12 protein-coding genes and 2 pseudogenes are annotated in these 13,325 nt (G+C 60.1%); 3 read left to right on the forward strand and 11 right to left on the reverse strand.

Translation table 11 applies throughout. From position 1 onward, the window contains the following. Window positions 1-37: 37 nt before the first annotated feature. The 3 genes and pseudogenes from tilS to ftsH form a co-directional block, all read left to right on the forward strand. Window positions 38-1,336 (forward strand): annotated as a pseudogene (gene tilS, locus BN1969_RS18850) (tRNA lysidine(34) synthetase TilS); the annotation flags it as partial. A 39-nt stretch (window positions 1,337-1,375) separates the two neighbouring features. Next, window positions 1,376-1,918 carry a hypoxanthine phosphoribosyltransferase gene (gene hpt / locus BN1969_RS18495; protein WP_050625406.1) on the forward strand — a complete coding sequence of 181 codons (543 nt, stop codon included), beginning with the start codon at window positions 1,376-1,378 and terminating at the stop codon, window positions 1,916-1,918. Window positions 1,919-1,975: 57 nt separating this feature from the next. After that, entirely contained in the window at window positions 1,976-3,871 is a 1,896-nt protein-coding gene (ftsH, locus tag BN1969_RS06005) for an ATP-dependent zinc metalloprotease FtsH (RefSeq protein ID WP_272867222.1), read from the forward strand. Window positions 3,872-4,118: 247 nt separating this feature from the next. On the opposite strand, the gene BN1969_RS06010 is transcribed toward ftsH, so the two are convergent. The 11 genes and pseudogenes from BN1969_RS06010 to BN1969_RS06055 all read right to left on the reverse strand — a co-directional run bounded on the left by BN1969_RS06010 (window position 4,119) and on the right by BN1969_RS06055 (window position 13,315). Next, the gene (locus BN1969_RS06010) at window positions 4,119-4,337 is read right to left on the reverse strand and encodes a hypothetical protein (RefSeq protein ID WP_242850285.1); all 219 of its coding nucleotides are present in this window, start codon (window positions 4,335-4,337) and stop codon (window positions 4,119-4,121) included. 318 nt (window positions 4,338-4,655) lie between these two features. After that, complete coding sequence (locus BN1969_RS06015) at window positions 4,656-5,441, reverse strand: amino acid ABC transporter ATP-binding protein (protein ID WP_050623473.1); 786 nt, start codon at window positions 5,439-5,441, stop codon at window positions 4,656-4,658. Window positions 5,442-5,453: 12 nt separating this feature from the next. Then, window positions 5,454-6,236: an amino acid ABC transporter permease gene (locus BN1969_RS06020; RefSeq protein ID WP_050623474.1), complete on the reverse strand. Its 783-nt coding sequence runs from the start codon at window positions 6,234-6,236 to the stop codon at window positions 5,454-5,456. 99 nt (window positions 6,237-6,335) lie between these two features. Next, the gene (locus tag BN1969_RS06025; RefSeq protein ID WP_050623475.1) at window positions 6,336-7,226 is read right to left on the reverse strand and encodes a transporter substrate-binding domain-containing protein; all 891 of its coding nucleotides are present in this window, start codon (window positions 7,224-7,226) and stop codon (window positions 6,336-6,338) included. Between the two features lie 193 nt (window positions 7,227-7,419). Further along, window positions 7,420-7,548 (reverse strand): annotated as a pseudogene (locus BN1969_RS06030) (alpha/beta-type small acid-soluble spore protein); the annotation flags it as partial. 59 nt (window positions 7,549-7,607) lie between these two features. Continuing rightward, entirely contained in the window at window positions 7,608-9,320 is a 1,713-nt protein-coding gene (locus tag BN1969_RS18855) for a recombinase family protein (protein ID WP_050623476.1), read from the reverse strand. Between the two features lie 37 nt (window positions 9,321-9,357). Further along, a complete protein-coding gene (locus tag BN1969_RS17835) occupies window positions 9,358-9,513 on the reverse strand; it encodes a hypothetical protein (RefSeq protein WP_154669723.1) in 156 nt (51 codons plus the stop codon). 49 nt (window positions 9,514-9,562) lie between these two features. After that, window positions 9,563-10,459, reverse strand: a complete 897-nt coding sequence (locus BN1969_RS06040) for a tyrosine-type recombinase/integrase (protein ID WP_187120331.1) — start codon at window positions 10,457-10,459, stop codon at window positions 9,563-9,565. Between the two features lie 765 nt (window positions 10,460-11,224). After that, the gene (locus BN1969_RS06045) at window positions 11,225-11,734 is read right to left on the reverse strand and encodes a hypothetical protein (RefSeq protein WP_050623478.1); all 510 of its coding nucleotides are present in this window, start codon (window positions 11,732-11,734) and stop codon (window positions 11,225-11,227) included. A 138-nt stretch (window positions 11,735-11,872) separates the two neighbouring features. Further along, window positions 11,873-12,586 carry a winged helix-turn-helix transcriptional regulator gene (locus tag BN1969_RS06050; protein ID WP_050623479.1) on the reverse strand — a complete coding sequence of 238 codons (714 nt, stop codon included), beginning with the start codon at window positions 12,584-12,586 and terminating at the stop codon, window positions 11,873-11,875. Window positions 12,587-12,679: 93 nt separating this feature from the next. Next, a complete protein-coding gene (locus tag BN1969_RS06055) occupies window positions 12,680-13,315 on the reverse strand; it encodes a flavodoxin family protein (protein ID WP_050623480.1) in 636 nt (211 codons plus the stop codon). Window positions 13,316-13,325: the final 10 nt, after the last annotated feature.

Genomic DNA, 13,325 nt, shown 5'->3' on the forward strand with positions numbered 1-13,325 from the left:
GTTCCATGGGCTGAACGCCCTCATCGAGACCTACGGAATGATCCCGCCGGGGAGCACGGTGCTGTGCGCCTGCTCTGGGGGGGCGGACTCGGTGTATCTCCTGCACCGGCTGTACCTGCTCCGGGAGCGGATGGGGTTCCGTCTGGCTGCCGCCCACTACAACCATCAGCTGCGGGGGGAGGAATCCCGGCGGGACGAAGCATTCGTCCGCCGCTTCGTCGCCCAGTGGTGCGGCCCCGCCCAGGTGGACGGACATGAGCTGCCCGGTGTCCCCCTCTATGTGGGCCGGGGCGACGTGGCTGCCCGGGCCGGAGAGCTGGGACGAGGCCTGGAGGAGACCGCCCGGGAGATGCGTTACGCCTTCCTCCGGGAGACCGCGGCAGAGCTGGGCGGAGCCCTGATCGCCACCGCCCACACCGCGGATGACAATGGAGAGACCATCCTGCTCCACCTGCTCCGGGGCAGCGGCCTGCGGGGGCTGACCGGCATCCGCCCGGTGGGGGAGGGGCTGATCCGCCCCATGCTCACCACCACACGGGCCCAGGTGGAGGAATATCTGCGCCTCTACGGACTGCCCCATGTGGAGGACAGCTCCAACAGGGACGAGTCCTTTTCCCGCAACCGCCTGCGCTGGCAGGTGGTGCCGGAGCTGGAGGACATGTGCCCCGGCTTCGCCCGCCGGACGGCGGAGCCCNGGACAGACGAGGACTACCTCACCGGCCTGGCGGAAAAGGCGGTGGCGGACCTCCTCCCCCGCGCGGGGACCCTCCGCCTGCCCGCGGCAGCGGTGGGGGATCTGCCTGACGCCTTGGCGCCCCGGGCGGCCCGGCTGCTGCTGGCCCGCCTGCGGGACGGAGATACCGATCTGGCCGCCCCCCATCTGGGGGGGGTGGTGGCCCTGTGCCGGGGGAGGGACCCCTCTGCCCGGCTGGATCTGCCGGAGGGCATCACCGCCCGACGGGAGTATGAGATGCTGGTGCTCACCCGGGAGACTGCGCCCCCGGCACTGGAGGAGGCATCCCTCCCCATGCCCGGGCAGCTGCGGACGGGGGAGTGGACCCTGACCTGCGCGGCAGCGGTGTACCAAGGGGAGCCCCAGTCGGGCCGGGAATTCTGGCTGGCTGGGGCAGAGGGGCTCACCGTCCGTCCCCGGAGGACCGGGGACCGGCTGGAGCGTCCGGGCCGTCCGGGCCGAACCGTGAAAAAAATCATGATCGACCAGAAGCTGCCCAGGCACCTGCGGGATACCGTCCCTGTGCTGGACAGCGGCGGCAGGGTGGCTGCGGTGGCGGAGCTGGGGCCGGACGCGGCCTTTCTGCCCCGCCTGGGGGAGCCCTGCTGGCATATTACGGCGAAAAGAAAAGGAGAATATTTCATGTTGGAAAAGGATATCCAGGAAATACTGTTTTCAGAGGAACAGCTGGCCCAGCGGGTGAAGGAGATCGCCGGTGAGATCAACCGGGACTACGTCGGACAGGAGATCATGCTGGTCAGCGTGCTCCGAGGTTCCTTTGTGTTCATGGCGGACCTGTGCCGGCGCATCGATCTGCCCTGTACGGTGGACTTCATGGCGGTGTCCTCCTATGGCGGCGGGACCTCCTCCAGCGGCCAGGTGCAGATCACCAAGGACCTGTCCAGCGACATCACGGGGAAGAACATCATCGTGGTGGAGGATATCCTGGACAGCGGAAACACCCTGAGCTATCTGCTGAAGGTGCTGGAGCAGCGCAGCCCGGCCTCCATCCGGCTGTGTACCCTGCTGGACAAGCCGGAGCGCCGGGTCAAGCCAGTGGAGGTCCACTACTCCGGCTTCACCATTCCAGACGCCTTTGTGGTGGGCTATGGGCTGGATTACGCAGAGCATTACCGGAACCTGCCCTACATCGGCATCCTGAAGCCGGAGGTCTACGGCGGCTGAGCCGGAGAGACTTGGAGGGCGGCGGCCTCCTGAAATTTGTGATCCGCCGGAAAGGACGTGGTTTTCCTGAAACGGTTCAGCGCGCGGGACCTGATCTTCTATCTGCTGGCCATCCTGGTGATGGTGTTCACCTTCAATGCGGTGCAGCAGATGAACGAGCCGGATGACCCCACTTATAATGAGATCCGCCTGCTCTTTGAGCAGGAGAAGGTGAAGTACTTCTCCGTGGAGGACAATGTGCTCACTCTGACTCTGCGGGGGGAGGGAGAGGACACCTCCACCCTGAAGTACCACCTGGCCGACTTCAATGTGTTCTATAACGACCTGCACGAGCTTATCGACAGCCAGCGCCAGGCTGGGATCATCCAGGACTATGACTACCCCGCCGGCTGGGCGGAGCCTTGGTGGTTCGCCTATGTGCCCTACCTGGTGATCCTGCTGGGCTTCGGCATCCTGATGTACACCATGTATCTGCGGCAGAACACTGGGGGCGGCGGAGGAGGGGGGCCGTCCCGCTTCGGCCATGCCCGCACCCGCACCCTGGCAGACCAGGGGAAGAAGGTCACCTTCAACGATGTGGCCGGTGCGGATGAGGAGAAGGAGGAGCTGGAAGAGATCGTGGAGTTCCTCCGGGACCCCCAGAAGTTCACCGCCCTGGGCGCCCGCATCCCCAAGGGCGTGTTGCTGGTGGGGCCTCCGGGCACGGGCAAGACCCTCATCGCCAAGGCGGTGGCCGGCGAGGCGGGGGTCCACTTCCTGTCCATCTCGGGCTCTGACTTCGTGGAGCTGTATGTGGGTGTGGGTGCCAGCCGGGTGCGGGACCTGTTCGACCAGGCCAAGAAGGACGCCCCCGCCATCGTGTTCATCGACGAGATCGACGCGGTGGGCCGGCAGCGGGGCGCCGGCCTGGGCGGCGGCCACGACGAGCGGGAACAGACCCTGAACCAGCTGCTGGTGGAGATGGACGGCTTTGGCTCCAATGAGGGGGTCATCGTCATGGCGGCCACCAACCGGCCGGACATCCTGGACCCCGCCCTGCTGCGGCCTGGCCGGTTCGACCGCCAGATCTATGTGGGACTGCCCGACATCAAGGGCCGGGAGGAGATCCTGAAGGTCCACGCCCGGAAGAAGCCCCTGGCGGAGGACGTATCCCTCTCCGATGTGGCGAAGGCCACCTCCGGCTTCACCGGTGCGGATCTGGAGAACCTGCTCAATGAGGCGGCTCTGCTCTCTGCCCGGGAGGACCGGCGTTTCATTACCCGCCAGGACCTCCACGAGGCCATGATGAAAGTAATTGCCGGCCCGGAGAAGCGCAGCCGGGTGGTGACGCCCCATGCCAGGCGGCTTACCGCCTACCACGAGGCGGGCCACGCCGTGGTGATCCACGAGCTGGACAGCCAGGACCCCGTGCACCAGATTACCATCGTGCCCCGGGGACAGGCGGGAGGCATGACCATCTCTCTGCCCAGGGAGGACCGGGCCTATCTGTCCAAGCGGGAGCTGGAGGAGCGCATTGCTGTCTGCCTGGGCGGCCGGGTGGCGGAGCAGCTGGTGCTCAACGACATCTCCACCGGTGCCTCCAGCGACATCCAGAAGGCGTCTCAGACTGCCCGGGCTATGGTCACCAAGTACGGCATGAGCGAGCGGCTGGGGACCATCGCCTACGGCAACGAGAACGATGAAGTGTTCATCGGCCGCACCATGGCCCAGGCCCGGACCTACTCCGAGGAGGTGGCAGGCCAGATCGACGAGGAGGTCAAGGCGATCGTGGACCGGGCCTATGCCCGGTGTGAAGAGATCCTGACCCGGCGGCGGCAGGAGCTGGAGCTCACCGCACGCTATCTGCTGGTCCATGAGACCATGAGCGGCGAGATCTTTCAAAAAGTGTTCACTGACCCGGCGGCCCCTGAGCTGGCGCTTCCGGAGGAGGACCAGCCGGCCCAGGAGGGCTGAGCGCGGCGGCAGCCGGGAGGTGGAAGGACCTCCCGGCTGTTTCATATGGATAGGGAGAGGGGGACGGAGGATGAGAAAAAGAAGAGCTGGAGGGACGGCGGCGCTGGTCCTGCTGCCGCTGCTGGCCGGATGCGGCGCCTCAGGGCCGGAAGCGGCGGGCTCCGGGCTGGAGGAGGTGTCCTCCCGATAGGGGCCAGACGCACAGGGGGCGTGCCTGCTGGGCACGCCCCCTGTGCGTTATGTCATGTTACAGCTGACGCAGCTCCTGAATGGTCTCCTGGATGGTCCTCTGGGGCAGCCAGACGGCGGCCATCTCCGCCAGCTGAGCCAGGGTCAGGGACCGGGAGGCCCCCACCAGCGGGTGGTTCATAAATTTCCCAAACCGGCGCTGGAACACAGACCGGGAGGCCCGGTTATCCAGCAGCTCCCCCACCGTAATGGTGTTGTTTCTCAGATCCAAGGTCATTTCACCTCCGCTCCATTCTATGCAGGGGAGGGGAAAAGAATGTGGAGACAAGACGGTGAGACTGTTGAAAAAGTAGCTCTGCCGCTTTTTCGAGCAGGAGTTTAGAAAAGTTTACCCACAATTCCTTGCAGAATTGTGGGTAAAGATTTCATGAAAAGCATCATTTCTAAGGCAGATGCCCTGAGAAATGACGCAATCAAACCTTGCTCGGCTGCCTGCGGGCGCTGGAACTCCGAGCAGGAGGTTTTTTCCACAAGCTAAGTGGGAGCTTCCTTATACAAGAAGCTCCCACTGGTGAGGTTTAAAATTGTGGTGTGCTCAACTCTCCGCATACCGGGAGAGGAACTGCCGGGTGCGCTCCTGAGAGGGGTGCTCGATGACCTGATGGGCTGGGCCCTGCTCCACAATGACGCCGCCGTCCATGAAGATGACCTGATCGGCCACATCCCGGGCGAAGGCCATCTCGTGGGTGACGATGATCATGGTGGTCTTCTGCTCCGCCAGGGAGCGGATGACCTTGAGCACCTCACCGGTGAGCTCCGGGTCCAGGGCGGAGGTGGGCTCATCAAAGCAAAGAATGTCCGGGTGGAGGGCCAGGGCCCGGGCGATCGCCACCCGCTGCTGCTGGCCGCCGGAGAGCTGACTGGGGTAGTGGTCCGCGCGGTCACTCAGACCCATCTTGGCCAGCAGCTCCCGGCCCTCGGCCTGGATCTCCTCCAGGATCTGCTTCCGGTTGGCTTTGAAGTCAGGCCGTTCCTGGCTGAGGAGCTCCTTGGCCAGGGTGACGTTCCGCAGGGCGGTGTACTGGGGGAACAGGTTGAAGGACTGGAACACCAGGCCGAAATGGAGCCGCTTTTTCCGCACCTCGCTCTCCCGCTGGGTGGCGGGATCGTCGGCGTCGAACAGAGTGTTCCCCTGGACGACGATCTGCCCCTGGTCGGGGGTCTCCAGAAAGTTCAGGCACCGCAGCAGGGTGGTCTTGCCGCTGCCGGAGGAGCCGATGATGGCCAGAGCCTGGCCCTGCTCCAGGTCAAAGCTGATGTCCTCCAGCACCCGGGTCGCGCCAAAGTGCTTTTCAATATGATGTACTTCTAAGATCGGCATGTTCGCTCCCCCTTATACCCGGAAGTAGTCCAGCTTCTTTTCCAGCCGGCCCAGCACCATGGTCACGATGGCGCTGAAGGCCAGGTAGTAGACCGCCGTGAACATCAGCGGCCACCACAGGCCGGAGATCCCCTGATTGCCCTTCATGAAGGACTCAGCCGCCCAGATGACCTCCTGCAGCGCAATGGCACGGGCCAGGGAGGTGTCCTTGACCAGGGTGATGATCTCGTTGGACATGGGGGGCACGATGCGCTTGACCATCTGGAGCAGGGTGACCTTGAAAAAAATCTGCCGCTTGGTCATGCCCAGCACCAGGCCGGCCTCGTTCTGCCCCGCCGGCACCCCCTGGATGCCGCCCCGGTAGATCTCGGAAAAATAGAAGGCGTAGTTGATGATGAAGGCCACGCATACCGCCGCCATCCGTCCCACCTCGCCCCGGGGCCATGGACTGCCATCCTCCAGTATCAGACCGGGCACATAAAACAGGGCGATGATCTGCAGGATCAGGGGCGTGCCCCGGACGATCCAGACCAGCAGACGGGTGACCAAGCTGATGGGGCGGAAGGAAATGAGCGCCCGGGCCACCCGGCCGGGCTCCTGCCCCCGGCGGAGCAGGACCCACCGGGTGGGCCGGGACAGGGGCGTCCAGCGGTTCATGGAGCCGAAGGCGATGACCAGCCCCAGAGGGAGCGCCCCGATCAGGGTCACGAAAAACAGCTCCAGGGTCACAAGAAACCCTTGGTTCAAGGCTATCAGTACCGTCTGGGTCACTGGTGATTGAAAAAAGTCGAGCATAGGGGTCGTCCTCTCTGTCTGTGATAGTGGGGCGCAACCGCTCAAAAGCAGAGAGCGGACCCGCTCTCTGCTTTCAAGGGATTCAGCTGCGGAGATCGTTTACTCCAGGATGACGGCATCCTGCAGGCCATAGGTGGCAGCAATCTGCTCCACGGTGCCGTCAGCCACGGCCTGCTTCCAGAACTCGTTGAAAGCATCCACCAGGTCAGAGCCCTTGCGGAAGCCCACGCCGTAGAACTCAGATGCCTCTGCTCTCATGTCGTTAAGGTTAAGGTCGTACACCAGATCGCCGTAGCTGGTGCCCTCGCCGGTCATCTCGGCGGCCATGAGCACGTCGATAACAGCGGCATCGGAGGTGCCGGAGGCGACCTCCATCAGGGTGTTGGCCTGGGACTGCACGGGCACGGTGGTGGCCCCCAGCTCCTCGGCGGCGTCCTCACCGGCGGAGCCGGACTCTACGGCGATGCTCAGCCCCTCCAGAGAGGTCAGCCCCTCAAAGTCCGCCGCCCTGTCGGCGGGGTAGACCAGGGTCTGATAGTTGGTGCAGTAGGGCTCGGAGACGCCCATGGCGGCGGTGACCTCGTCGTTGATGGTCATGCCGTTCCATACACAGTCAATGGTCTTGGAGTCCAGCTCCTGGACCTTGTAGTCCCAGGTGATCTCCTGGAACTCCACGTTCACGCCCAGGCTCTCGGCAAAGGCCTTGGCCATGTCGGCATCAAAGCCGATCCACTCGTCACTCCCCGCTTCCTTATAGTCCATCGGGGCGAAATTGGTGATACCCACATACAGGGTGCCCTGGTCCTGGACATAGGCCAGGTCGCTTTCCGCGTCCGCGGGAGTGCTGGATGCCCCCTGGCTGGAGCTGGCGGCGGGGGTGCTGGCAGCGGGAGACTGGCTGCTCTCCCCCTGAGAAGTGGTCCCGCCAGAGCAGGCGGCCAGAGACAGGCACATAGTGATCGCCATTACAAGAGACAACATCTTTTTCATACCGAGAGATCCTCCAAAATGCAGATTGGTCAAAAACGGAGCATTTGACACTTTCACATTTTAGCACGCTAATGTAATGTTGTAAAGAGGTTTTTAATTTTTTTTGATCTTTCGGGGAAAAAGCAAGCGTCCCCCCGCAGCCCATAGGGGACAGCGGGGGGACGCCTTCCGCATCCGATCAGAGAGGCGGCAATTACTTCATGCCGTTCTCGTAGGCTTCGATCATCTTCTTGACCATCTGGCCGCCCACGGAACCGGCCTGCTTGCTGGTCAGGTCGCCGTTGTAGCCCTGCTTCAGGTTGACACCCACCTCCCTTGATGTTCCCTCTCCATCTCAAAGGGGTTTGGGGCCAAATTCCTTGTCACAGTTCGACAAAAACATCATGCCAAATTTGGCTTGTTCTCCCGATTTTCGCTCTGTTTTGAGATGGAGACATCAACGGGCAGCTCCCGCGTTGCGTTATCCTGCATCTCCCCGATGAAACGGTAGAAGATGCGGATGCTCTGGCGGTAGGGCTGGCTGCGGTGGGTGGCCTTCACGGTGCCGTCCGGGTACTCCTTGGGGCCGACCTCAATACGCTCCACAAAGGTCAGCAGAATGTCCCGGTCCAGTTCCTCGATTTGCGTGTACTCCCTGGCCAAGGCAAAAAAGCGGCGGTAGTTCTCCTCCACCTCGTGGGCGGGGGTGACCGCGCTCAGTTCGGCTAATATCGCCTTCAGTCCGGCGGACTCCTTCTCCAAGTCGGCTACCATCCGCCGGAGCCGGTCATCGTCCAGATGTCCCTCGGCGTTGTCCAGGTAGAGCTTGCCCACCATTTTGTCGATGGTCAGCAGCCGGGCCTCCGCCTGCTCCCGCCGGAGCTTCTTTGCCTTGAGGACTTCCTCACTGCCAAAACGCTTGAGGGCGTTCCGCACCATCCGCTCCATCCGGTCGTCCGTCATGGACAGCAAACTGTTCAGATCCCGCCGCACAACTTCCAGCAGATCGGCATACCGCACCCGGACGCCGGTGCAGGGCTCGGCAATGTCCTGCCGCTGGTGGGTGCAGGAGAGATACCAGTACTTCTCCCGCTCCCCCTTGTAGACCGTCCCACAGGAGCAAAGGGAATAGCCGCACTTGGCGCAGACGGTGACGCCGGAAAAGATGCTCCTGCGCACCTGGTCATAGGCCCGGTAGTCCCGGCTGCCCCGGCCCAGGTTGGCCTGGGCCCGCTCATAGAGCTGCTTTGTCACCAGGGGCGGGTGGGTACCCTCCGTCACAGCCCAGTCGTCCCGGGGGACCGGGACTTTTTTCTTGGACTTCACGCTGGCCTTGCGGCTTTTGCCCAGCAGAGTGTGGCCCAGATAGACCGGATTTTTCAGGATGCGTTTCACCGTGGTGTAGTTCCACACATCGCTGGCCCGGGCCGCCCCCTCCGGGCTGAACTCGTCCCGGTAGAGTACCCGGTACTTCAGCGGCGGGATGACGCCGTCGGCATTCAGGTCCAGAGCGATCTTCCGGGAGGAATCCCCCTTGGCCGCCTGCTCAAAGACGCGCCGCACCACCGGGGCGGTCTGCTCGTCGGGGGCCAGGCGGTGCTTGTCCTGGCTGTCCTTGCGGTAGCCGTAGGGCGGGCAGGCGCAGTACTGGCCGCTCTCCCGCTTGCTGCGGAGTACATCCTTCACCTTCCGGGAGCCGTCCCGCAGATAGACTTCGTTCATGGCGAAGAGGAAGGGGGCCATGATGTTCTCCCGCTCGGTGTCAAAGTTGTCCCCGATGGCGATATAGCGGATACCATGCTCCGGGAAAAACTGCTCGGCGTAGTAGCTGGCCTCCCGCATATCGCGGCCCAGCCGTGACAGGTCTTTGGTGATGACGGTATTGGCCTTACCTTGCTCCAGCTGGCGCATCATCTCCTGAAAGGCCGGCCGGTCGAAGTTGCCGCCGGACCAGCCGTCATCCGCAAACTCCCGCACCAGGGTGATGTTGTTCTGCTTGCAGTAATTCTGCACGATCATGCGCTGGTTGGTGATACTGGAGGATTCCCCGCCCTGGGCCTCCTCGTTGGACAGCCGCAGATAGGCGAACCCCAGCGTTAATTTGTCGGTTCTCATCCTCGCCTCCTTACGACGAACCGACCCACTGAACGCATTATACCGCGTCAGCGTGCCTTTCGTCAAAGGGAGGATCTTCCGTTAGCCGTCCGGCCAGCCGCTCCGCCACCAGTTCTGAGGCGGGGCGGGTCCCGGCATAGACACGGCTGATTTGATAGGTGACTTGTCCCAGTGTGATCTCTTGTTGCTCCATACATTCGCCTCCGGACATAGTTTGGCCCGGACGCTTATGATTCATTCCGTTATTTCCCATGGCGCGCTCCCTTGGGCAGAGAGGCCAGATAGATGTTGGTCACATCGGGCCGCTCATGGCCCAGCAGACGGGACACGGCAAAGTGGGCGTCCAGCTCGTTCATGCCGCTTTCTATCAGCTTTTTGTAAGTCTCGGCGGCATATGTGTGCCGCAGGCCGTGGAAGGTCATGGGGCGGGTGGAGCCTTCATCTTGGATCTCCGCCCGATGTGTAAAGATGAAGCCTTGCAGATGATTGATCGCCTGGTGGGTGGGCATATTGCCTGGCACCAACAGCTTACAGCCCCGCTCCTTGCGCTCCAGTTGTTCCCGCAAAGCAATGGCGATCTGCTCGTTGATGGGGACTGTCCGCATTTTGCCGCCCTTACCTTTGACGGTGATGGCCTTTTCCCGCAAGGCTTTCTCTGTTGTGGCGGTGTCGATGCGGAAGCACTCATGGATGCGCAGTCCCGCATACCGGGCCAGATAGAGGGCCAGGATGTAATCATAGCGATCCTCGGCCAGTGCCTTGCCCAGCATTTTGTTGAACTCTACATTGCTCCAGGTGCGGTCTACCTCTCCGAAGGTGCGGCGGGTCAGGAAAAGTTCCTGGTTTCCCGGCAGTTCATAGCGGGGATTTGGAATCAAGTCGTGGAAGAATCGGATGGCAGCTAAATCCGTTTTGATGGTGGACGGGGACTTTCCACTGGCTTTCAAAAAGTCAACATAGGCATAAATGTGTTTCGGTGCCAGATTTGCCAGCCGCTCCAAACGGTATTGCTCGGCTGCAAAGCGGCAAAAGCGCTTCATAGCCTCATAATAGCGCGCTCGGGTGCGGAAGCTGCCTTGACGGTTGTGGCGGCGCAATCGCTCTAACTGGGATAGCAAATTCTCGAAATGCTTTGACATGATAGCAACATCCTTTCTGAAAAAGGACGCAGTTTGCCCATCGGCGCGGTCGGTGATTTCCGGCTCTTTTCCGTCTGTCCAACCAGAGGCCAGCCGCATTTCAGGGCTTCAAAGCATTGGGGCGGCTGGGCTTTATGGCTTTCGACAAGTATCTGTATGAAAACTGTCTCTGTTGAGCATGGATGCCGCAAACCTGCTGATAAGCGGGCGGGATCGACTCTCCCGCGGCGGACGCGCACCCTTGGGCAAGGGGCAGAAGCTCTGCCAGCGTCCTTGAGCCCACCCACGGCAGCAGGGCGGGTATATTGGCGGACGGGAACCTCTGTCCTGCCGTTGACAGAGGCGGCCGATTGTCGGGATCGGCCCATAAATCAAAGGGTTAAGCGGATTGCGCTTTCTGGTCATATCTGTTTTTCTCCTTCGTACGCCCTGACGGTCTGAAGTGACAAGTTCCAGATCCGCTGTGCAGGCACCGGGCGGTGTGTTTTTTTGGATACGACAAGGCCTGAAAACAAAGCGTTCGCCCCTTGTTTCCAGGCCTGTTTGGTCCGTATCCAGTTGTCGGGTGTCGGGTTTTAGGGTATGACAGGTCTCCCGGCAGGGCGCAGTACGCCCCTTGGGGGTAAAAAATCTGACCTACAAAATCTGACCTAAAATACAAGCTGAGTGTAACATGAAAAATTTGTTCTGTACAGTTGCGCTTTTGGCTACACCTGATGCTTTCGTTAACTTATGTCGCTAAAGACTTTTTCTTCCACAAATTATCTATTGATTATCTCCCTTTTTTGTAATCTGTCTCAGGTACATATAAATAGACACAAGCGCGTTCAGGCCATCGTCCCGGCGCTTGATGAGCGTGCGGGGCGCCAGATGCATTTCCTGCTGAAGCGCACCCCAGGTTTTCTCCTCAAAATAGTATTTTCGGATGACCTCAGCCTGCTTCTCGTCCAACTGGGACACATAAAATTCCAGTCTGGCAAGCTGGCGCTCTACTGTATGGAGTTCTTTTGCAATCTCCATGACAGTTCCTTGATTTAAGCGGTCTGTTTTATCCCGGAACTGTGCGGCGATCAACATGGTTTTATCGGAGATGCAGACGGGCGGTTTGATTCCGTCACCTATTGAACGGGAAAAGGCCATGCTGTCAATCACCTCGCCGTCTGTGATCCTGGCGGGGTGTTCCTGTTCATAGCGGAGGAGAGATATTTTCCTTTTTAGAGTTGGGTAGCTTTTGAGGTCTTCGATGACCTGCGTTCGCAGCTTTGTATATTCCATCGTGATACCCGCCTTTCTGATTTCTGAAATAGCCCGTTGAGAATGAGATGTGCCGCTATTCATACAATAGCGGCACATCTCGGAATTACTTTTTTCGGTAAGCGGGTGAAAAAGAGAATTTTTACGGGAAATCAGTTTTTAATACGATGGAGCAAAACAGTATCCGGTGCCTTTAATCGTCTTGATATAAGTGGGATCTTTGGGAGATAGCTTCAGCTTCTTTCGGATAGAGCAAATCATATCATTGACGCTCTTGCTGCCATAAAGACTATTTTCCTGCCATACCCGCTCGTAGATCCGATCTTTTGAGAACACAATCGTTGGGTTGCTAGCCAGGAAGTAGAGCAGCTTGAACTCCATAGTTGTTAAGGTCACTGCGGTATCCTTCATCATCACCTTTTGCCGCAGCGGATCAATCGCTAAGTCTTTGTATATGATGCGACCTGGCGGAGTGGCTCCAGTTGGATATTCGTGGGCAGGCGGACGGCGCAACAAGGAGTAAATAGCAGCGGCACACTCCCTTGGGTCAGCGACAGGCAGGCACATATCAAAGCCACGACTTAGGAAAGAAGCCCGCATATCAGAGCCTTCTACTGGGAACAGGAGCAGCAGAGTGTTCTTGGCATGTCGAAGGTCAATCAACGGCCCAATTAAGCAGGCAGCGTCTTCCATAGCCGTGTCCAGCGCCACCACATCAAAGGTGCTGATCATCATCTGGCTGATGGCACTATGGATGGTTGAGGCTATGTGGGGCTTAATGCCGATTTTATACAATAGAGTACAGCTATGCTCTGTGTATGCTTGATTGCTATCAATCAATAAAACACGCTTTCCTGCAATGCCGCCGCTCATAAACTCGCCTCCCATTCTCTAAAAATAGTTATCATTTGCAAGAATTGCGGAGAATGCTTTTAAAGTTCCTGCCTACATCTTAAAAAGGGGATTCTACTCCCGAATAAAATTCGTAAAATGGATCTGTTCCTGCTCCGGCAGGGGGACGCCGGCTTTTTCGCCCGCCTCTTTGCACTTGAGGAACCAGGCCATGTTCTTTCCCAGGATCCGCATGACCTGCATCCCCTCCTCGTCCTTTCCCACATCCTCCGGCCTGGCCCCGTGGACCATGTTCCAGTACCGGGAGGTGATGATTGGCATCTGCATCAGGCCGAAGTATTTATTCATCTGATCCCAGGTAGCGGTGGTGCCGGCGCGGCGGGCAGACATGATGGCCGCGGCGGGCTTCAGATAGAAATTGTTCCGTCCGCCACAGAAGTCGGCGTAAAATGCCCGGTCCAGGAAGGAGGTCATGGCTCCGGTGGCTCCTCCCCAGTGAACAGGAGTGCCAAAGATAAAGCCGTCATAGTCCGCCGCCATATCCAGAAACTCGTTCACCTTGTCGTCAAAGACGCAGGCGTGCTTGGTGGCGCAGGTTTTGCAGGCAATGCAGTCGGAGAGGGGCTTGCTGCCGATCCAGAAAAAGTCGGTGCCGATCCCCTCGCACTCCAGCGCCTTTGCCACTTCTGTGAGTGCGGTATAGGTGCAACCCTCCTTATGAGGGCTGCCGTTGACCAGCAAAACTTTCATCGTGTCCACG

Source organism: Clostridium phoceensis (assembly GCF_001244495.1).
Lineage (GTDB): Bacteria > Bacillota > Clostridia > Oscillospirales > Oscillospiraceae > Lawsonibacter > Lawsonibacter asaccharolyticus.

Coding starts and splice junctions, on each gene's coding strand:
- hpt (WP_050625406.1), top strand. CDS start 1,376: ATGTTGGAAAAGGATATCCAGGAAATACTGTTTTCAGAGGAACAGCTG.
- BN1969_RS06025 (WP_050623475.1), bottom strand. CDS start 7,226: ATGAAAAAGATGTTGTCTCTTGTAATGGCGATCACTATGTGCCTGTCT.
- BN1969_RS06045 (WP_050623478.1), bottom strand. CDS start 11,734: ATGGAATATACAAAGCTGCGAACGCAGGTCATCGAAGACCTCAAAAGC.
- BN1969_RS06055 (WP_050623480.1), bottom strand. CDS start 13,315: ATGAAAGTTTTGCTGGTCAACGGCAGCCCTCATAAGGAGGGTTGCACC.
- BN1969_RS06050 (WP_050623479.1), bottom strand. CDS start 12,586: ATGAGCGGCGGCATTGCAGGAAAGCGTGTTTTATTGATTGATAGCAAT.
- BN1969_RS06040 (WP_187120331.1), bottom strand. CDS start 10,459: ATGTCAAAGCATTTCGAGAATTTGCTATCCCAGTTAGAGCGATTGCGC.
- BN1969_RS06010 (WP_242850285.1), bottom strand. CDS start 4,337: ATGACCTTGGATCTGAGAAACAACACCATTACGGTGGGGGAGCTGCTG.
- BN1969_RS06020 (WP_050623474.1), bottom strand. CDS start 6,236: ATGCTCGACTTTTTTCAATCACCAGTGACCCAGACGGTACTGATAGCC.
- BN1969_RS06015 (WP_050623473.1), bottom strand. CDS start 5,441: ATGCCGATCTTAGAAGTACATCATATTGAAAAGCACTTTGGCGCGACC.
- BN1969_RS18855 (WP_050623476.1), bottom strand. CDS start 9,320: ATGAGAACCGACAAATTAACGCTGGGGTTCGCCTATCTGCGGCTGTCC.
- BN1969_RS17835 (WP_154669723.1), bottom strand. CDS start 9,513: ATGGAGCAACAAGAGATCACACTGGGACAAGTCACCTATCAAATCAGC.